17 protein-coding genes are annotated in these 18,955 nt (G+C 44.2%); 14 read left to right on the top strand and 3 right to left on the bottom strand.

What is annotated here, in order from left to right; all coding sequences use genetic code 11:
* Positions 1-225 precede the first annotated feature (225 nt).
* Together BUA17_RS14725 and trmB are read left to right on the top strand one after the other, a co-directional pair.
* Entirely contained in the window at positions 226-426 is a 201-nt protein-coding gene (locus BUA17_RS14725) for a hypothetical protein (protein ID WP_062320234.1), read from the top strand.
* Between the two features lie 152 nt (positions 427-578).
* The gene (gene trmB, locus BUA17_RS14720; RefSeq protein WP_064639506.1) at positions 579-1,328 is read left to right on the top strand and encodes a tRNA (guanosine(46)-N7)-methyltransferase TrmB; all 750 of its coding nucleotides are present in this window, start codon (positions 579-581) and stop codon (positions 1,326-1,328) included.
* Positions 1,329-1,445: 117 nt separating this feature from the next.
* Here the strand turns inward: trmB and BUA17_RS14715 are convergent, their stop codons facing one another.
* The gene (locus tag BUA17_RS14715; protein WP_072734054.1) at positions 1,446-3,692 is read right to left on the bottom strand and encodes an AraC family transcriptional regulator; all 2,247 of its coding nucleotides are present in this window, start codon (positions 3,690-3,692) and stop codon (positions 1,446-1,448) included.
* A gap of 402 nt (positions 3,693-4,094) precedes the next feature.
* Here BUA17_RS14715 and BUA17_RS14710 point away from each other — a divergent pair, with 402 nt between their 5' ends.
* The 3 genes from BUA17_RS14710 (at position 4,095) to BUA17_RS14700 (ending at position 7,590) form a co-directional block, all read left to right on the top strand.
* Entirely contained in the window at positions 4,095-5,000 is a 906-nt protein-coding gene (locus BUA17_RS14710) for an ABC transporter permease (protein ID WP_063564186.1), read from the top strand.
* A gap of 29 nt (positions 5,001-5,029) precedes the next feature.
* A complete protein-coding gene (locus BUA17_RS14705; protein ID WP_063564187.1) occupies positions 5,030-5,929 on the top strand; it encodes a carbohydrate ABC transporter permease in 900 nt (299 codons plus the stop codon).
* 113 nt (positions 5,930-6,042) lie between these two features.
* Complete coding sequence (locus BUA17_RS14700) at positions 6,043-7,590, top strand: ABC transporter substrate-binding protein (RefSeq protein WP_139295662.1); 1,548 nt, start codon at positions 6,043-6,045, stop codon at positions 7,588-7,590.
* Positions 7,591-7,673: 83 nt separating this feature from the next.
* Here BUA17_RS14700 and BUA17_RS14695 read toward each other — a convergent pair whose 3' ends face one another.
* Both BUA17_RS14695 and BUA17_RS14690 read right to left on the bottom strand, forming a co-directional pair.
* Positions 7,674-8,822 carry an MGDG synthase family glycosyltransferase gene (locus tag BUA17_RS14695; RefSeq protein ID WP_063564189.1) on the bottom strand — a complete coding sequence of 383 codons (1,149 nt, stop codon included), beginning with the start codon at positions 8,820-8,822 and terminating at the stop codon, positions 7,674-7,676.
* 50 nt (positions 8,823-8,872) lie between these two features.
* Complete coding sequence (locus BUA17_RS14690; protein WP_063564190.1) at positions 8,873-9,400, bottom strand: phosphatase PAP2 family protein; 528 nt, start codon at positions 9,398-9,400, stop codon at positions 8,873-8,875.
* A gap of 711 nt (positions 9,401-10,111) precedes the next feature.
* Here BUA17_RS14690 and BUA17_RS14685 point away from each other — a divergent pair.
* The 9 genes from BUA17_RS14685 (at position 10,112) to BUA17_RS14645 (ending at position 18,950) form a co-directional block, all read left to right on the top strand.
* Positions 10,112-11,350 carry a glycosyltransferase family 2 protein gene (locus BUA17_RS14685; protein ID WP_063564191.1) on the top strand — a complete coding sequence of 413 codons (1,239 nt, stop codon included), beginning with the start codon at positions 10,112-10,114 and terminating at the stop codon, positions 11,348-11,350.
* 313 nt (positions 11,351-11,663) lie between these two features.
* Positions 11,664-12,158 (top strand): translation initiation factor IF-3, encoded by a 495-nt coding sequence (gene infC, locus BUA17_RS14680; RefSeq protein ID WP_024628309.1) that lies wholly within the window; start codon positions 11,664-11,666, stop codon positions 12,156-12,158.
* A 24-nt stretch (positions 12,159-12,182) separates the two neighbouring features.
* On the top strand, positions 12,183-12,383 hold the full coding sequence (gene rpmI / locus BUA17_RS14675; protein ID WP_062320217.1) for a 50S ribosomal protein L35: 201 nt from the start codon (positions 12,183-12,185) through the stop codon (positions 12,381-12,383).
* 78 nt (positions 12,384-12,461) lie between these two features.
* Positions 12,462-12,821, top strand: a complete 360-nt coding sequence (rplT, locus tag BUA17_RS14670) for a 50S ribosomal protein L20 (RefSeq protein WP_017689664.1) — start codon at positions 12,462-12,464, stop codon at positions 12,819-12,821.
* Between the two features lie 578 nt (positions 12,822-13,399).
* Complete coding sequence (locus tag BUA17_RS14665; protein ID WP_072734051.1) at positions 13,400-14,440, top strand: BMP family lipoprotein; 1,041 nt, start codon at positions 13,400-13,402, stop codon at positions 14,438-14,440.
* Between the two features lie 340 nt (positions 14,441-14,780).
* Positions 14,781-16,319 carry an ABC transporter ATP-binding protein gene (locus tag BUA17_RS14660; RefSeq protein WP_072734050.1) on the top strand — a complete coding sequence of 513 codons (1,539 nt, stop codon included), beginning with the start codon at positions 14,781-14,783 and terminating at the stop codon, positions 16,317-16,319.
* Positions 16,312-17,391, top strand: a complete 1,080-nt coding sequence (locus BUA17_RS14655; protein WP_063564194.1) for an ABC transporter permease — start codon at positions 16,312-16,314, stop codon at positions 17,389-17,391. Before BUA17_RS14660 ends, BUA17_RS14655 begins: the two co-directional genes overlap by 8 nt.
* Positions 17,392-18,354, top strand: a complete 963-nt coding sequence (locus BUA17_RS14650; protein ID WP_063564195.1) for an ABC transporter permease — start codon at positions 17,392-17,394, stop codon at positions 18,352-18,354. It abuts the gene before it with no gap.
* A 215-nt stretch (positions 18,355-18,569) separates the two neighbouring features.
* On the top strand, positions 18,570-18,950 hold the full coding sequence (locus tag BUA17_RS14645) for a hypothetical protein (protein ID WP_063564196.1): 381 nt from the start codon (positions 18,570-18,572) through the stop codon (positions 18,948-18,950).
* Positions 18,951-18,955 lie beyond the last annotated feature (5 nt).

The following is an 18,955-nucleotide window of genomic DNA, read 5'->3' as shown; positions in this document are numbered from 1 at the left end:
CCGAATTCGACTCTTTTTGAACTTTTACCATTGTATCAAAAAACTCAAAAAAAGGGGAATCTAGTCGCAAAAATAGGCCGTAGAAACGAGGTTTTATCCTTGCTATAGTTTACACATTATGTTATATTTAAACCAGCGTCAGACACCATCTAATGGGTACTATTCATCATAGCATTTGAATCAATGTTGACGTCATGGACCATACTATACCGTGAGGTGATATGAATGAATTCCCAAGTTAAAAATAATGATCTTCATCATGTTTCTGTAGAACTGACGGCAGAAGAAGCTCTGGCTTTGACAGGTGTTCGTTTCAATGGCAATCCGAAAGTGAAAGCGGCTGCAAGACAAAAAGTTCGCGATGCTTTCGAAAAGACATTTGATTTTTCACACCAAGATAAGGTAGACTATGAACTATTAAAGTAGTTGGACCCCAATTCCAAATAAATCGAAGAGGGAATCTTTGAGATTTGCCCCAAAGTGGCAGATCCGAAGATTCCTTTTTCATTGCTCTTTACAATTAGCCAGTTCTTCGGCAAAATGATTCTGAGACAAGTATGGATAAACGGAGGAATAAGATGCGTTTACGTGGCAGAAAAGGGATTCGTGAAAATTTGGAGCAACAAGTTGACCTCGTTGTTCTTGATCCCAAACAGTACAAAGGAAAATGGTCTGAACTGTTTGGCAATGACCATCCAATCTTTGTGGAATTTGGCATGGGTAAAGGTCAATTTATCAGCCAAATGAGTTATAAATATCCGGAATTTAATTTTATCGGTATTGATATGTATGATGAATTGGTGCGTCGTGCCAGCGAGAAGGCTCGGAAAGCATGGAGTCAGGCAGAAGTGGAGACACCACCCAACCTGAAGCTGGCGCTGGCTAATATCGAACAGATTGAGGAAGTATTTGAACAGGAAGAACTGGAACGGATTTATCTGAACTTCAGCGATCCTTGGCCGAAAGCCAAGCATGCACGTCGTCGTTTGACACATCCACGTTTCCTGAAGAAATATACGGAACTGCTTAACACCAAAGGACAGATTCATTTCAAAACAGATTCGGAAACATTGTTTGATTTCTCTCTCAATGCAATTGCCGACTTTGGTCTGCAAATGACCAATTTGTCTCTGAACCTGCACCGTGATGGATTGAATGAAGAGCATGTCATGACAGAGTATGAGCAGAAATTCATGGGCAAAGGCATGAACATTCACCGGGTTGAAGTTATCGTAGGTGAAGAGGCCTTGCGCGAGTATCAACAAATCCGCTTGGACAAGTATAAAGTTCGGGAAGCTGCGGACGAGTCTGGCGAAGATCAAGAGTGATATTATAAAAAAAGCGTGATATGCATCTGGCTACCAGACTCTCATATCACGCTTTTTTTGCTAATTTCGATGAACTAAACCTCATGAAGTCACTTGTGGAAATTCGTTTTACTTCTGCTAAAGCTCCGAATGAAGCTCCTTACGTCGATAATCGTTGGGAGTAACCCCGTTGAATTTCTTAAACATCCGATAGAAATAAGAACTGTTGGTGAACCCGGTTTGCTCAGCAATATCAGCTACAGAGTTTTCCGTCTCAATGAGCAGGAATTGCGCTTTGGCTATGCGGGTCTCGTTAATAACATCGGTTAGACCTTTTAACGTTAGTTGTTTATAGAGTCTGCTGACATAGATGGGTGACATGGCTAGTTCATCTGCAATCGAGGTCAGACAAAGATTGGTGTCTGCGTAATCTCGTTCAATAATGCAGTTAATTTTTCGAATGAGTTCCTCATGCTTAAGCGTTCTTTTCTCCTCAACTTTGGATCCAAGCTCGTCGAACATGCGATAGAAGTGGGCGTGAACTTCACTAAGATCCTCGGCATCATGAATCGGAAGCATTGAACGATCGGTGATGGATTCAAGTGTAAGCTGGTTGTTCTTTTTGAGTGTGTTTCTCACATGATTCAGAGTCATGGTCAGATGGGACAGAGCCAGTTGAAATACGGTAAATGGATATGTTGCCGTTTCGCTCACGATGTCTGCATAGACCTGTTTGGCTTCGCCTGTCTTGCCTGTCATCAGGCAATCAATCAGCTGTCTCTCTTTTCCAACAGGGAAAGCATATTCTTTGGCATGGTACGCCATGATGTCCGAGGTATAAATCAGGCATCCAGGACCCATGAACAAACGATGAAGAGAAGCTTCTGCTGATCGAGTATAAGAAGCAATACTGTTTTCCAGTGAATCTTCCACTGGCCCGATGGTAAATGAAATGGAACATCTTAGATGTGTCATCACGGCAGCCTGCATCATGCGCAGCAGGTCCTCAATGGGGCAATACTCATCATCAGCTTCATCCTGAACTTTATCATTAAAGATAAGTGTGATCAGATCGCTGCCCATATCCACAGCTTCGGTGTGGTAGTAAAGGTCAGCCGTTTCCGTGCAAATGTTTATCATCGCGTATTTTATAAGTTGGACTTCATCCCTGTAGGTATCGCTGAAATCGGTAAAATGATCAATACGAAGCAGTACCAGTCTTGTTAGACGATGAACATCAACAGAAGAGCCGTAGAACTTCATTCTGTCCTCCAGCATGCCTCCCGATACCGTTTCACGTCCTTGCAAAGCCCCACGTAGAAAATCCTGTCGTAATAGGTGCAGACTGCCACGACGCTCCGCTTCCATCACACGCATACGGACAAGCACTTTATCAATGGGATGATATAGCTTCCGGGACACGAGGTAGGATAAGAGCAATCCCGCAATTAATAGCCCAATACAAAACAGAACGGTGTGTGTCCGCATATTACGAATATCTGAGGTGATCAGGTCATAAGGCGTTATTCTTACATAGCGCCACCCTAGGTTATCAGGAGCAGTGTAGGTAATGAGTGATTTTATTCCATCGACCTCTGCCGTAAAGTAGGCGGACTGCTCCTTGTTTTCTAGGATTGGCTGCATAAACGTTTCATTGGACAAATCTTTCATTAGCGCACGATTGCTGAAATCGGACAATAACTGTCCCTGTTCATTGATAATAAACGTTTTCCCTGGCTGATCAGCTGAGTTCATATTGGGACTGAGCCAGTCGTCCTTGATATTTACGACAACAGCATAATTCAGTGTAGCATTGTCATTGATCGTGTCGTAACAGAGGTACGTATAACTGCTGACTTGAGTTTCCTCGGTGGAGCCAACTTGGTATGTACGCGGAATGGGGACAAAGGGTTTGTAATCATGGAAACGGTCGAGGATACTTGTAATCCCTTGATCGTCTATTTCAGAGATGGATTGTTGTCCATTGCGAACCTCATTGGAGCTGATAAAGAACTCATCATTTTTGGAGTTATATACATAGATGGATTCGATAAAAGGGAGGGACATGCGATAGTTGTCGAGTTGTTCCATCGCTGACGTAATTTCATAGATGCTCGGATTTGAATAGAGCAGCAGGGCAGAGATCATGTAATCCTGATAAATCTGATAAGACAGTGATTTGGCGGTCTCGGTCATCTTGGAGACTTCCCGACTGGTCTGGGTAAGACCGTTCATATCGGTTCGGTAGACCTGACGGAGGGCAATACGATTATAGTTGACGTACAAAATGGTAGAAGCCACAAGCAAGGTGGCAACAGTGCTAACAATAATGCCGATGAGAATCCGTGCAAACACTTTCTGGCTGTCCTCTGAACGTTTGCGCATGACCTTTCCTCCTGTGGACCTCCTGTTTTGGATGAACAAAAGTTAGACTTCATAGCGAAGGATAAGAATTCATATATGGGCGTGGTGAATCACGGATGTATCTCGAATTATATAGTATGTATGCGTTTACATCAACGGTGGACAGCATGCTATGGCCGATTTCCGTAGCTAAAGTTCAACTTTCGCTTTATTGTTCACTAGGTTCAACCTATGCACGATATCAACTTTTGTGAACGCTCAGGCATTCATTTCAGTGTTCGTTCATATTGTTCATATTCTGTTTCGCAGAATCGTTCATGATCCGGCCGAATGATTCAGTATCCGGTAGCACTTAGGGCAACTACAATAAAAACAGAGCTCCACTGCGCGCCGCGCCGTAAGAAATTCGGGAGGGATCGAGCCATGCTCAAAGAATTGAACAAAAACAAAATCATGTTTCTCATGCTGCTGCCTACACTGATCTTTTTTCTGATTAACTCGTATTTTCCGATGGTCGGCATCTATTATGCGTTTACCCGCTATGATTTTGAAGGTGGATTGTTCGGCAGCCCATTTGTGGGCCTGGAGAACTTCAAGTTTCTGTGGCAATCCGGAATGCTGCTGAAGCTGACAACCAACACGGTGGGGTACAATCTGGCCTTCATTATATTAGGAAACGGGCTAGCGATCTTCTGTGCGATTTTGCTCAGTGAGATTCGGGGAAAAGTGTTTAAGAAAATTACGCAGTCGGTCATGTTTTTACCGTATTTTATCTCGTTTGTTCTATTAAGTGTAATCGCTTACAACATGTTCAATTATGAATCCGGTTTTGTGAACACGGTACTCAAACGTTTTGAGGCGGGGCCTGTTGATATTTACAACACACCCTGGATCTGGGTGTTTCTGATCATCATTTTTTATCTGTGGAAAAATCTCGGCTACAGCATGGTCATCTACCTTGCAGCCATTACAGGGATCAGCGATGAGTATTACGAGGCCGCCCGGATTGACGGGGCCAATATCTTTCAGCGCATTTGGTACATCACCGTACCGATGCTAAAACCGACCTTTGTCATCCTGTTGTTATTCTCGCTCGGGAGCATTATGAAGGGACAGTTTGATCTCTTTTACCAACTCATTGGAAATAACGGTGTCTTATATAACGCTACAGATATCATCGATACGTATGTGTATCGTTCCCTGAAAGTGACGTTTGATATCGGAATGGCTACTGCGGCTGGTCTGTATCAATCGCTGTTCGGTTTTATCCTGATCATGACCGTCAACTATATCATCCGTAAAGTGAATGAGGACTACGCCTTGTTCTAAAACGCCTATAGGCAGAAGGGAGACCTACTATGCACACGCGTACCCGAGATACGGAATTCACCTTGTTGTTTCAAATCATCGCTTACAGCATGATCCTGATTCTTTCCTTAATCTGTATCATTCCATTTCTTTTGATTTTATCCGGCTCATTCAGCAGCAACGAATCGATTGTAAGAGACGGGTATCACCTCTTTCCCACCGATTTCTCCTTGGAAGGTTATAAGATGGTGTTCAAATTTCCGACCCAGGTGCTCAAAGCTTATGGCGTGACGGTATTTACAACCGTTGTGGGTACGGCCCTTGGACTATTTCTTATTACGATGGCGGGATTTGTACTGCAACGCAAAGATTTCAAGTACCGGAACGCTTTCTCATTTTTCATCTACTTTACAACCCTCTTTGGTGGGGGATTGGTTCCTTGGTACATCATGCTTGCAAATTATTTCAATCTTACGGACACGTATACGGTGTTGATTTTTCCGGGATTGATGACGCCTTTTCTCATTATCCTGATGAAAAACTTCATTCGTTCAGCCGTTCCGGATGAGCTGATTGAGTCAGCCAAAATCGATGGTGCGAATGATTTCCGCATTTACTTTAGCGTAGTACTGAAACTGGCGATGCCCGGCATTGCCACTGTAGGGTTATTTCTGGCACTGGGATACTGGAATGACTGGTTCACATCATCCTTGTTCATTAACAACCCGGATATGTACCAGCTGCAATTCTATTTGTATAACACCATGAACACGATTACCTTCATTGACCAGATGGCGATTGGTACCGGCATAACTCTTAGCCAGGATGTACCTACCGAATCGACCAAAATGGCGATGGCTATTGTGGTTACTGGACCCATTTTGTTCCTGTATCCATTTGTGCAGCGGTACTTTGTCAAGGGTCTTACCATTGGTGCGGTGAAAGGTTAGAACGTGCACGCGCTGTGGGTGCAGATGGCGGGATAGCTGTCTATCCGTCTGCGTCTGAATCATGGCGAGTCTGCGCTAACATATAAGGTTGACCACAAAAAGGGAGGATGCGTATGCGTAACAAAACAATTCGGCACCTGTCTATGGTACTTGCCCTGATGTTGTTTGCCGGGGTGCTTGCCGCATGTAATAACGGTTCGGGGGGATCTGCGCAAGGAAGTGAGCAGGGAGGTTCTTCTGAGAACAAAGGGGAGAAGGTAACACTGCAATTCTACATGCTTGGTGATGCCCCCAAGGATCTGCCTGTGATTGAGTCGGAAATCAACAAGCTGGCTGAGGCTGATCTGAACGTCAATGTGAAATTTAACTATACCTCCTGGACAGACTGGGACCAAAAATACAAATTGCTGCTGTCTTCCGGTCAACCGATTGATCTGATTTTTACCGCGGATTGGACGTTCTATCAGTCCTATGCGAAAAAAGGAGCGTTCCTGCCTCTGGATGAATTACTGCCTAAGGCAGCACCAACGCTCAAAGCTTATGTACCTGATGACATGTGGAACGCGGTAAAAGTCAATGAAAAGATCTATACTGTACCATCGACATGGACTGAATATGTTACTGAGGGTATTGCGTACCGTGAGGATTTGCGTGAGAAGTACAATCTGTCCAAACCGGAATCTCTGGAGACACTCGAAGCCTATCTGGAGGGTATCAAAGCCAATGAACCGAATATGATTCCAATCGCGGATAGCAATGCGAACCATACCCATGGTATTCGACAATTGACATCCAAGCTGGTGAATACGGCAGGTCAGCTCCCTTATGGTCTGGACATCATGTATGACACACCATCCAATATCACTTCCTATTGGGGGTCTGCACAGCATCTGGAGGACCTGAAAACGTACAAACGCTGGATGGACAAAGGCTTTTTTCCGAAAAACGTGCTGAATGTAAAGGATACGTCCAACTCATTACTGCAAAATGGCAAATCGGCTGTTGTACTGTCGGGTGAGAACCCGAACAAATTTAATGCGGATGTGATCAAGGTCCAGTCCACTCACCCGGATTGGAAGCTCGGTTATTTCCCTTACCCGAATGCCAAAGGATTTGCACAACCAGTTCACCCGATTCACAATGGTTTTGCAATTCCGCGCAGCAGCAAAAACCCGGAGAAAGCACTTGCATTCTATGAAAAACTGGTTACCGACAAACGTTACAACTGGCTTACCGAATATGGTGTGGAAGGCAAGAACTTTGAAGTTCAAGACGGTTATTATAAAATGGTGGGCGATGCCCAGACCAATGGATTTCCGCGCGAAGGCATGAATGGTTGGGCTTGGCGTAATCCGGAATTCATGCTCTATGATAAGAGCTTTGATGACGTACTGGCTATTTTCAAAGAGCTGGACAAAATGAAAAAGCCGGATATCTTTACTGGATTTGCTGAGGATTGGACGCCATACCAAGCTGAGAAAGCTGCACTGGAGCAGGTAGAGAAGCAGTATCTCTATCCGTTAAATGTGGGATTGGTGGAGGATGTAGAAGCGGGTCTGAATACATTTATGGAAAAAGCCAAACAGGCAGGCCTTGAGAAGATTCAGACCGAGTATACCAAGCAGTGGCAGGATTACTTGAAGTCGGCTGGTATTCAATAGTTTGTACTATTCTTCATATTAAAAAAAGGTGCCTTCGATTCGAAGGCACCTTTGCTGTGTACATGCAGGCTTGTTTGAAGCCGTTACAGTCTGGCTTGGTCTGCCGAGTAGGGACGCAGATCCAGAAGGTCGATAATACTTTGTGCGCTTTGCATTGGGTGATACTTGGCAATCTGCGCCATGTGGCGTTTGCGTTTGCGAACAATGTCAGGGTAGTTATGAAGCAGTTTATTCATCCATTTCACAACAACATCAAGGGAAGTAATGGGCTCCCCCAAACCTCGTGCGGTGAAATACTGAACATTTTCTTCTTCCTGACCCGGTATGGGATTATGGAACAGCATGGGGATTCCCTTTGCCAACCCTTCACTGCATGTCATTCCACCCGGCTTGGTGATCAGGAGATCAGATACTTCCATTAATTTGTCCACTTCATTGGTGTACCCGATGATATGGATATTATCTTTTTTATACAACGGATTTTGTTCCATGCTGATTCGGCTTTTGTCATTGCGGCCAAGGCAGAAAATAATCTGAACATCCTCATGCCAGCGTGTCAATAATTGGTTAACTACTTCATCACTAAGCATTCCCCAACCACCGCCCATCACAAGCACAGTAGGCATGTTCTTCAAATTGAATTTTCCTCGGATCTCGTCCCGCCCGGGATGTTCCCAGAAGTTGGGGTGGATCGGAATGCCGGTAACGCGAATTTTGTCTAAAGATACACCCCGCAGCATTAATTTGGACTTTACCTCATCTGTAGAAACAAGATACAGATCCACTTCAGGGCTAATCCACGTCCCGTGCGCGTCATAATCGGTAATGACTGTACAAAGTGGAACCTGCACACCCAGACGTTTCAGTCTGGATATGACAGCACTGGGAATAGGGTGGGTGCATACAATAACATTCGGACGAAGCTGACGGACAATACTGCGTGTATGGGTATAAAACAGTTTATGCAACGCGAGTGTAGTCAGCCGGTTCAAGGATTTTTTATATTGGTGCCTGTATACATACCCGATGAGCTTGGGCTGGTTAATGACCGTTTTTTTGTACGCTGTAATGATGAGTGGCGCAACTCTGGGGTTCAGAAAACTCCCCAACTCAAGCACTTTGGTTTGCACATTCGGCGAAAGTTTTCGCAAACTGCTGGACAGCGCATAAGCGGCTTGAGTATGACCAGCGCCAAAGCCTTCAGATAATAGTAATACTCTTTTTTTCTCCACGCTTGCTTCACCTGTTCCTGCTAGGTTTTCCTTAGTCTAACATATTCACATTATGTCCATAAAGCAACAGTTGCAAGTGCGACTAAAGTACCGATCGTAGCACCTGCGAGAACATCTGAGGGATAGTGTAATCCCAGGTAAATTCGTGAAAATCCGACAATTAATGCAACAGGGAGTAGCAACAGCAACAGGAACGGCTCCATCGTCATAAAAGGGACCGTAACCGAGAATACGGCAGTAGTATGCCCTGAAGGGAACGAATGGTCCGTCAGGGGATTGCGGAACGTAATCGTATCCGGTAGGGCCAGGTAAGGCCGAATGCGCGGATACAGTTTTTTGGCGATTGCTACGGGAATGTGGCTAACCGCTAGAGCGATGCATGCCTGAAGTCCTGTTGTACTCCAAGGAGCGGGAGCCAGCAGCCAGATTAGTAAGGATACTGCAATAGAAGAAGTTGCTCCGCCCAGATGGGTGAAATAATACAGCCAAAAGTTCATAAATCGATTATGAAGTCGACCATTAATCCACATAAATACATTTCGATCATACTCTTGAAACTTTACGAATAAACGGCTCATATTGGCCTCCTGCCAGTCAGGCCCCATGTTGGCGGCAGTATTTCCGGTAAATTGCTGTGTCCGGTTTCGTCCTGAATAGTATATAACCGTTTTTTCGTGAACTTGAGGTTATTTCAGGTATATGTTTATCATATTTTTAAATGTTGTCCTTTTCAAGAAGAACACATGTGAAGAAGGTAAAATTCATGTTAAAGAGTGGATATACACCCAACTTAACTTTTTGACTCGGACTATCTAAAAAAGATACAATGATTCAACATGGCTGAAATGCGGTTAAAAAAATGTAAGTTTAAGACTGAACTTTATGAGGTCTGTTTACGTTATTTGATATAGAGCCTCTGTCGATATGTATCAGCCTGATGAAAAAAGCAGGGACTTTAGAAATAAAAATCAAGTAAACGGCTGAAAATAAGATATAACAGGCATGAATGCGAGGTTGGAGTATCACGAGGTGCCTATTCAGCGTTTAAAGTTCACATTTCTGCTTCAGGAAGTGGAATTGCGGTTTTGACAAATGGCTGAAAAGAATACAAAATCGATAAAGCAGCCAACTGGCATCAACCATGCTTGAAACATTGTCTGAAATATTTGCGTAGTAAACAAAAGAACAGGGTCATATTCTGCGCATCACAAAAAAATAAAAGTGCAGAATCCAGGAAGAGAAACATTTAAAGTAATCTGGTTTTGAAAAAAAGGGGGTAACAGAGAACGATGTTGGACGCTATATTCGTCACGATGCAGGTCCTTCTGGCACTGCTAGCCGTGTACCAATTCACGTTTTCGCTGTTCGGTCTGATTAAGAAAAAGAAAAAGAAACATTATCCGGCGACAAAATCATTCGCTGTACTCGTCGCAGCACACAATGAGGAACAAGTTATTGGTGCTTTGATGGAGAACTTGAAACAACTGGATTACCCGGAAGATCTGTACGATGTGTTTGTCATTTGTGACAACTGTACGGATGGAACGGCTCAAATTGTAAGACAGCATGGATTAAATGCTTGTGTACGTACGAATGCTGATCTCAGAGGTAAAGGGTATGCCATTGAATGGATGCTTAAATACTTGTGGAAATTGCCACGTCAGTATGACGCAGTTGTCATGTTTGACGCGGATAACCTGGTTGACCGTAACTTCTTGCTTGAGATGAATGACGACTTGTGCAATGGTTCGCGTGTAATTCAAGGATACATTGATACCAAGAATCCGGAGGATTCCTGGATCACTGCAGCATATGGTGTATCTTACTGGTACATCAACCGTCTGTGGCAGTTGTCCCGTCATAATTTGAATATGGCGAATTTCCTCGGAGGTACTGGAATGTGCTTCGAGACCAACCTGCTCAAGGAAATTGGCTGGGGCGCTACAAGTCTGGTTGAGGATTTGGAGTTTACGATGCGCAGTGTTCAGCGTAATGTATATCCTGTCTTTAACTATGATGCCAAAGTATTTGATGAGAAACCGTTAACCTTTAAAGCTTCAGCAAGACAACGTCTTCGCTGGATGCAAGGTCACTTTACGGTTGCGCGTAGATATTTCTTCCCGCTGCTGTGGCAGAGTATCAAGGAAAGAAGCTTGGTGAAATTTGACCTTGCTGTGTATGGAGCAAACGTGTACGTTGTTTTGCTTACGTTCCTGATGACTGCTGTCCTGTGGGTGGATACAGCGATATTCAGTGGTCCACATATCGCAAACATATACGGATACTTCCCGCTTTGGGTAGGGTTCGTAGCGATTGGTCTGAATGTCCTGACATTCTTGTTGTCCATGGCGCTGGAAAAGGTTACTTTTGCCAAAGTGTATCTGTACCTGATCTTGTTCCCGATTTACCTTCTTTCATGGTATCCAATTACGTTCTACGCGTTCTTCACGCAGAACAACAAACAATGGAGCCATACTCAACATACACGTGTTGTACGTTTGGATGAGGTGCAGAGTAAGCAGGGATAATGAATGATTGACTTGGATGAAAAGCATGTCTGTAAAAAAAATATTGTAGAGACGTTGACAATAGTTTTGCAGGATGTTATAGTATTCAAGTGCGTTAAATGAATAGCTATGGAATCACAAGTAGAAGTCCGACTTCTCACCTGATCAACAAACATGTTGGCTGGTCAACGATCCCAATAATTTATGAAGTGTTTACTCATGAAGAATTGTGTTGATTACAGGGATGTCGGTAGCTTAACCGGCATCCCTTTTATTTTTGTGTAACAGGATATTCAAAATGACCTGGAGGTGGACGGTTATTAGTAAAGATCACATGATTAATGATGAGATTCGGGCGAAGGAAGTACGCCTTGTCGGAGCTGAAGGAGAACAAATTGGGATCACGCCGATTCGGGAAGCACTGCAAATGGCGATTGACCTGAACTTGGACCTGGTCAATGTGGCACCACAGGCTAAACCGCCGGTATGCCGCATCATGGACTATGGCAAATTCCGCTATGAGCAACAAAAGAAAGACAAAGAAGCCCGTAAGAACCAGAAAATTGTTGACATTAAAGAAGTATGGTTCCGTTCCAATATTGAGGAGCATGATTATCAAACGAAGCTTCGTAATGTAGTTAAGTTCTTGAAAGAAGGCGACAAGGTAAAATGTTCCGTTCGTTACCGCGGACGTGAAATTGCGCATGCCGCTATTGGTCAACGGATTTTGGAACGCGTTAAGGTGGAGGTTGCAGAACTTTGCACCATCGAACGTCAACCAAAATTGGAAGGCCGCAGTATGATCATGATTCTGGCTCCTAAAGCCTGATAACATTGGAGGAGGAAACACAAAATGCCTAAAATGAAAACACACAGCAGTTTGAAAGGACGCTTCAAAATTACCGGTTCCGGTAAAGTCCTGCGTTACAAAGCTCACAAAAACCACTTGCTTTCCCACAAATCAAAACGTGCTAAGCGCGTTCTGAACGGCAACCCAGTAATGGCTGCCGGGGACGTAAGACGTTTGAAACAAGGTCTGGCTAACTTGAAATAGTAAATCCGTATGGGGGATCGGCTTAGGCCGTACACATACCACGGATACATTTAATATTTATTGGGAGGTTCTTTTAATATGGCAAGAGTAAAAGGCGGTTTTGTAGTACGTCGTCGTCATAAAAAGGTTTTGAAACTGGCAAGAGGTTATTTCGGTTCCAAACACCGTATTTTTAAAACAGCTAACGAGCAAGTAATGAAATCCCTGGTATACGCATACCGTGACCGTCGCAACACAAAACGTAACTTCCGCAGACTGTGGATCGTTCGTATCAATGCTGCAGCACGTATGAATGGTTTGTCTTACAACAAACTGATCCATGGATTGAAACTTGCTGGTGTAGACATGAACCGCAAAATGTTGGCTGATCTGGCCGTTAACGACATCAATGCGTTCAACTCTTTGGCTACTGTAGCTAAAGGCAAAATCAACGCTTAAAATTGTTTATGCAAGCCGCCGTACCTATGGCGGCTTTTTTTACGGCTTAAAGATTGATCTACTCCAAAGAGTCTGGTTGTGCGCGACGAATATGCTGCAATCTGTAAGGGCACAATGAAAGCATATAACGGGTGAATAACAGGCTGTGATAATACATAAAATACGAACGGTGAAATAATGCAAACAAAAACAGGTGAATTCCACATCCTTCTAGGGAGTGTGATAAGTTTTTGTTATATAACATCACATCGTTGTAACGTTAGTGTGTTAAATCGTTAAATTATTAAGCGCTTTCAATAAAAAAAGAGCAAAAATAAGTGAGATTTGGTGATGAAACATCTGGATTTTACCACGGGTTGAATGTATAATCACCTCTAGTAGGCTAGTCCTAAAATTTTCTCTTCAAGTCATAATGTTCGGTTTTTCGACAGGTGACACAATTGTTTAGTGGTAAGAATGCGCTTTTAATGTCGAAGAAACCATACATTCTGCATAAAAGCCATATTATCGATCTGTTGATCCGTTCCATTTTGGCCTGGACAGGAATTAGGTATATATCATTAAGGGGGAACAGAGAAATGAAAAAGATGCTCAGCTTGTCTTTGGTCATGTTGCTGGCAGTATCGGTTATGCTCGCAGGTTGCGGTAGCAAACCGAAAGAGGAAACAAATGCCGGAGGAACTGCAGGTGGAGAAAACACTGAAGCTAAATCCGATTTGAAAATCGGTATGGTTACTGACGTAGGTGGAGTTAACGACAAATCGTTTAACCAATCCGCTTGGGAAGCTCTGCAAGCAACTGAAACTGAAACAGGTGTAGCTGTTAAATACCTGCAAAGTAAATCCGATGAAGAGTACATTCCAAACCTGAACGAGTTCGTTAAAGGTGGATATGATCTGACTTGGGGTATCGGTTTCCAATTGGCTGATGCGATCAAGACTGTAGCTGAACAAAATCCTGATTCCAAACTCGCGATCATCGACAGTGTTGTTGATGCTCCTAACGTTAAATCAGTAACATTTGCTGAAGAAGAAGGTTCTTACTTGGTAGGTGTTGTAGCTGGTCTGACAACTAAATCGAACAAAATTGGTTTTGTTGGCGGTATGGAAAGCCCACTGATCAAAAAGTTTGAAGTAGGTTTCAGAGAAGGCGTTAAAGCGGTTAATCCTAATGCTGAATTCATTTCCAACTACACAGGTGCATTTGATAAGCCTGACCTTGGTAAAGCAGCAGCAGCTACACTTTACAACAAAGGCGTAGATATCATTTTCCACGCTTCCGGTGCTACAGGTAATGGTGTGTTCAACGAAGCAATCGCTCGTAAGAAACAAGGTCAAGACGTTTGGGTTATCGGTGTAGATAAAGACCAATCCCTGGAGTTTGGTGATGAAGTAACACTGACTTCCATGATCAAAAAAGTTGACGAAGCTGTTAAGCGCGTAAACCAAGAAATCATCGATGGAACATTCAAAGGCGGAGCTGAGAACCTGACTTTGAAAGAAAACGGTGTAGGTATCGCTGACACTTCTACGAAAAATGTTTCTGCTGATACACTTGCAAAAGTGGACGAGTACAAAGAAAAAATCATCAACGGCGAAATCAAAGTTCCTACAGAGTAATCTGATTCTGCTGTGAAAATGAATAATCATCGAGGCCGGTCTTGACCGGCCTTATGATTGTCAGAGTAGGAAAATTTGCTCAGGTCATCATAACAATTGTACAAGCTATGTAGTATGTGCTTGGGCATTAGCCACGGCAAAAGAAAGAAGTCTTCGTATCAACGCTCCGGTAGGAGCTTTTCTTAAGATTATGGAATGCAGAAGTTTCGCTGAAACTGAAGGATTCGATAATCCCAAGAAAAAGTACCGCTGAAATGCGGTCATCTTCCTTGAATAAACGTCGTTAGACGTTTTTCTTACGTTTGCGGAACCACACTATATCAGGTATAAGGGTGATTACATGGGTGCAGCAACCCCCGTCGTTGAGTTGAAACAAATCACGAAGCGTTTCCCAGGCATTGTTGCCAACGACGCCATCAGCCTTCAGCTTCGTAAAGGCGAGATCCATGCTCTACTGGGCGAAAACGGCGCTGGTAAATCAACGTTGATGAATATTGTCTTTGGTCTCTATCAGCCGGATGAAGGTTCCATTGAAGTGAATGGCAAGCCTGTCATCATCGATAGCCCTAACAAAGCAATCGATCTTGGCATCGGCATGGTGCATCAGCACTTTAAGCTTGTACAGCCGTTCACGGTAACAGAGAACATTATTTTGGGATCTGAACCAAGGAAAGGTCTCAACATTAATTATAAAAAAGCTGCTGCTGAAGTGCAGCGTCTGTCTGAACAGTATGGACTCAAAGTGAATCCGCATGCCAAAATTCATGATATTTCTGTCGGAATGCAGCAACGTGTTGAAATTGTAAAAACGTTGTATCGTGGTGCAGACATTCTTATTTTTGACGAGCCTACTGCTGTATTAACACCTCAGGAAATCAAAGAACTGATGGTAATCATGAAAAAATTAGTGGCCGAAGGCAAGTCCATTATTCTGATTACACACAAACTGAAAGAAATCATGGAAATCTCCGATACGGTGACAATTATTCGCCGTGGTAAAGTGATTGATTCAGTTATAACATCAGAAACGAATCCAAATGAGTTGGCAGAAAAAATGGTTGGTCGCAATGTCACATTTAAAGTGGACAAAAAGCCGGCTACACCAGGAAACAATGTGCTTGAAGTTAGCAAATTGACCGCCAAAAACAAAGAAGGCATTTCGGTTCTGAACGAACTCAACCTGAATGTACGTGCAGGAGAGATTGTAGGAATCGCAGGTGTCGATGGTAATGGACAGAGCGAACTGATTGAGGCTCTTACCGGACTGCGTAAAGTAGATAGCGGTTCGATTCGCCTTGAGGGTAAAGAACTGTCTAATCATTCTCCGCGCCATATTTCGGAGTCGGGTGTAGCCCATATTCCGGAAGACCGGCACAAGCATGGACTTGTCCTTGATTTTTCTGTGAGTGAAAATATTGTTCTGGAATCGTATTATAAGTCTCCTTATACGCGTAAAGGATTCCTTAACTTCGATGCGATCAAGAAGCAAGCGAAGCGTCTTGTCGAGGCATTTGATGTGCGTACACCAAGCATTGAAACAAAGGCCCGCTCCTTATCGGGAGGGAACCAACAGAAAGCCATTATCGCACGTGAGGTTGATAAAAATCCTGAACTGCTTATTGCTGCCCAGCCAACTCGTGGTCTGGACGTAGGTGCTATTGAGTTTGTTCAAAAACAATTGATTGCACAACGTGATCAGGGCAAAGCGGTATTGCTGATCTCATTCGAGCTGGATGAAATTATCAACGTATCCGACCGAATTGCTGTCATCTATGAAGGACAGATCGTGGGCGAGGTGCTGCCGGAAGAAACCAATGACAGGGAGCTCGGCTTGATGATGGCGGGCAGCACCCAAAAGAGAGGTACTGTGCATGAATAACGTATTAAAATGGTTTACCCGTGATTCATTTATATTACCTATTGTAGCCATCATTATGGGTCTGATCCTGGGTGGTATTGTCATGCTGATCGGCGGATACAACCCGATTGAAGCGTACAGTGCATTGTTTACGAAGGTTTTCGGAGACATGTACAACTTTGGTGAAGCAGTCCGGGAAATGACACCACTGATTATGACAGGACTTGCATTTGCATTTGCGGCACGTGCAGGACTGTTTAATATCGGGGGCGAAGGACAATTTCTCGTCGGTATGACTGCGGCGACTTTTGTAGGCGTGAAGTTTGCAGGTCTGCCAATCTACATTCATGCTCCACTGGCTTTGATTGCTGGTGCAGTATTTGGTGGTCTGTGGGCAGCTATTGCCGGTTATCTGAAAGCAGCGCGTGGGGTTAACGAAGTTATCAGTAGTATCATGCTGAACTGGATTGGTCTGTATCTGGCCAACCTGATCGTGCGCCAATTCCTGCTGTTAAAAGGTGAAAATCGTTCGGTGGATATCAGTGATAGCGCATCGATTAGTCTGACATGGCTTTCTGAGCTGATGGGCAACTCCCGTGTTCACATGGGAACATTGATTGCTCTTGTCATGGCTGTACTCTTTTATATTTACATGTGGAAAACCAAACAAGGGTACGAGATTCGTGCCGTAGGATATAACCCGAATGCGGCAGAGTATGCGGGTATGCATGTCAATCGCAATATCGTTAAAGCTATGTTTATCAGTGGTATGCTTGCAGGTCTTGGCGGTGCATTCCAGGTACTCGGGGTGTTCCAATATCAAACCGTTATGTCGGGCTCGCCAGGTACAGGTTTTGACGGAATCGCGGTTGCACTGATTGGTTTGAATCATCCGTTTGGTGTGTTGCTGGGTGCTTTGTTATTCGGTACGCTCACTTATGGATCTGCGGGAATGAGCTTTGCTGCGGATGTACCGCCCGAGATTATTCGGATTGTTATCGGTTCGATTATCTTCTTCATTGCGGCACAAGGCATCGTGCGCTGGGTACTTAAACCGTTCTATTCCAAGCGCAAGAAAGAGAAGGTGTTGTAGATGGACTTGTTGACAATTGGGCAAATTATCAATACGACGCTTGTCTTTGCCACGGCATTGATTTTTGCATCCCTGGGCGGGATTTTCTCGGAAAAATCCGGTGTGACCAACCTTGGACTTGAAGGTTTCATGGTATTTGGTGCGTTTGCTGCAGGGATTGCTGCGCATTATGCACAAGAAGCTGGCATGGGAGGAACGACGTCTGCCTGGATGGGGATTTTGTTCGCGGTTGTGTTGGGTGTAGTGGTTTCACTGATCCACGCGGTTGCCTCCATTACGTTTAAGGCTGACCAAATTATCAGCGGTATCGTCATTAACTTTCTGGCAGCAGGAAGCACACTTTATCTGGTAAAGCTGCTGTTTGAAGGATCAGGCGATTCACCATTGGTACAAGGATTCAGCAAGTTTGATGTGCCGCTGTTAAAGGATATTCCTTTGCTTGGGGAAGCTTTCTTCAAGAATGTGTACCCGACAACATATCTGGCTATTCTGTTCGTCTTCCTGACGTATTACATTATGTACAAAACTCCATTCGGTCTTCGTCTTCGCTCGGTTGGTGAACATCCAAGTGCTGCGGATACCGTAGGTGTTAAAGTGCGTCGTTACCGTTATGTTGCCGTGATGATCAGTGGTGCGCTGGCTGCTATTGGTGGAGCTGCAATCACGCTGACTACGACAGGTACATTCTCTCATAATACCGTTTCCGGCCAAGGTTACATTGCGATTGCAGCGATGATCTTTGGTAAGTGGAATCCGATTGGTGCCTTTGGGGCGGCTGTGTTCTTTGGTTTCTCGCAAGCTATCCGGAACTATGTACAGTTGTTCGAATGGTCTCAAAGTATTCCCCAGGAAATTATTTATATGCTTCCTTACCTGCTCACCATCATCGTGCTCGTTGCGGCTGTTGGACGCTCTTCTGCTCCGTCCGCACTTGGGGAACCGTATGATCCCGGGAAAAGGTAACGACAGAAATTCTGTTTTCCCACATAATTCTTTACTAGAAAAGGTTCGCCTCGTGCGAACCTTTTTTTTGTTTCACAAAGATAAATAACAGATCATCAGCTTCCTTAACTGTTAAAGAGAAAGACACCCATATTTTCATTTAGGGACAAAGAAACAGGCGAAGCCGGCCCTGGACGAATACACTGTTTTGAACGATCCGAGGAGGAGGGGAAAGTATGAAACAACATGTTACGCGTGATGAAGCGATGAAATTAATAGGCAAAAATATTGTCGCGATCAAAAAAGACGGTACTCGGGTGACCGGAAGACTGTTGAAAGTATCGGGCAATAAATTAGTGCTGAAACGTGCAGTTGGCAAAAAAGTACACACCAAAGCTATTTTGCCATTGGTATTATTTGATTTACTCGCTGTCGCAACGCTGCCTTATGCTTACGGCTCTGGCCCTGGATTCGGTTATGGTCCAGGTGGTGGACCAGGATTTGGCCCGGGGCCAAAACCAGGCCCAGGGTATGGACCTGGTTTTGGTGGTGGATATGGACCAGGGCCAGGACCGGGATATGGACCCTATGGACCACGGCCACCAGGCTTTTTCTAGACCGA

It is taken from the genome of Paenibacillus sp. ov031, from assembly GCF_900143165.1.
Lineage (GTDB): Bacteria > Bacillota > Bacilli > Paenibacillales > Paenibacillaceae > Paenibacillus > Paenibacillus marchantiae.
The sequence above is the reverse complement of the archived record's forward strand: the minus strand, read 5'-3'. Positions and strand labels throughout refer to the sequence as shown.

Coding starts and splice junctions, on each gene's coding strand:
- BUA17_RS14725 (WP_062320234.1), top strand. CDS start 226: ATGAATTCCCAAGTTAAAAATAATGATCTTCATCATGTTTCTGTAGAA.
- trmB (WP_064639506.1), top strand. CDS start 579: ATGCGTTTACGTGGCAGAAAAGGGATTCGTGAAAATTTGGAGCAACAA.
- BUA17_RS14715 (WP_072734054.1), bottom strand. CDS start 3,692: ATGCGCAAACGTTCAGAGGACAGCCAGAAAGTGTTTGCACGGATTCTC.
- BUA17_RS14710 (WP_063564186.1), top strand. CDS start 4,095: ATGCTCAAAGAATTGAACAAAAACAAAATCATGTTTCTCATGCTGCTG.
- BUA17_RS14705 (WP_063564187.1), top strand. CDS start 5,030: ATGCACACGCGTACCCGAGATACGGAATTCACCTTGTTGTTTCAAATC.
- BUA17_RS14700 (WP_139295662.1), top strand. CDS start 6,043: ATGCGTAACAAAACAATTCGGCACCTGTCTATGGTACTTGCCCTGATG.
- BUA17_RS14690 (WP_063564190.1), bottom strand. CDS start 9,400: ATGAGCCGTTTATTCGTAAAGTTTCAAGAGTATGATCGAAATGTATTT.
- BUA17_RS14685 (WP_063564191.1), top strand. CDS start 10,112: ATGTTGGACGCTATATTCGTCACGATGCAGGTCCTTCTGGCACTGCTA.
- infC (WP_024628309.1), top strand. CDS start 11,664: ATGATTAATGATGAGATTCGGGCGAAGGAAGTACGCCTTGTCGGAGCT.
- rpmI (WP_062320217.1), top strand. CDS start 12,183: ATGCCTAAAATGAAAACACACAGCAGTTTGAAAGGACGCTTCAAAATT.
- rplT (WP_017689664.1), top strand. CDS start 12,462: ATGGCAAGAGTAAAAGGCGGTTTTGTAGTACGTCGTCGTCATAAAAAG.
- BUA17_RS14665 (WP_072734051.1), top strand. CDS start 13,400: ATGAAAAAGATGCTCAGCTTGTCTTTGGTCATGTTGCTGGCAGTATCG.
- BUA17_RS14660 (WP_072734050.1), top strand. CDS start 14,781: ATGGGTGCAGCAACCCCCGTCGTTGAGTTGAAACAAATCACGAAGCGT.
- BUA17_RS14655 (WP_063564194.1), top strand. CDS start 16,312: ATGAATAACGTATTAAAATGGTTTACCCGTGATTCATTTATATTACCT.
- BUA17_RS14650 (WP_063564195.1), top strand. CDS start 17,392: ATGGACTTGTTGACAATTGGGCAAATTATCAATACGACGCTTGTCTTT.
- BUA17_RS14645 (WP_063564196.1), top strand. CDS start 18,570: ATGAAACAACATGTTACGCGTGATGAAGCGATGAAATTAATAGGCAAA.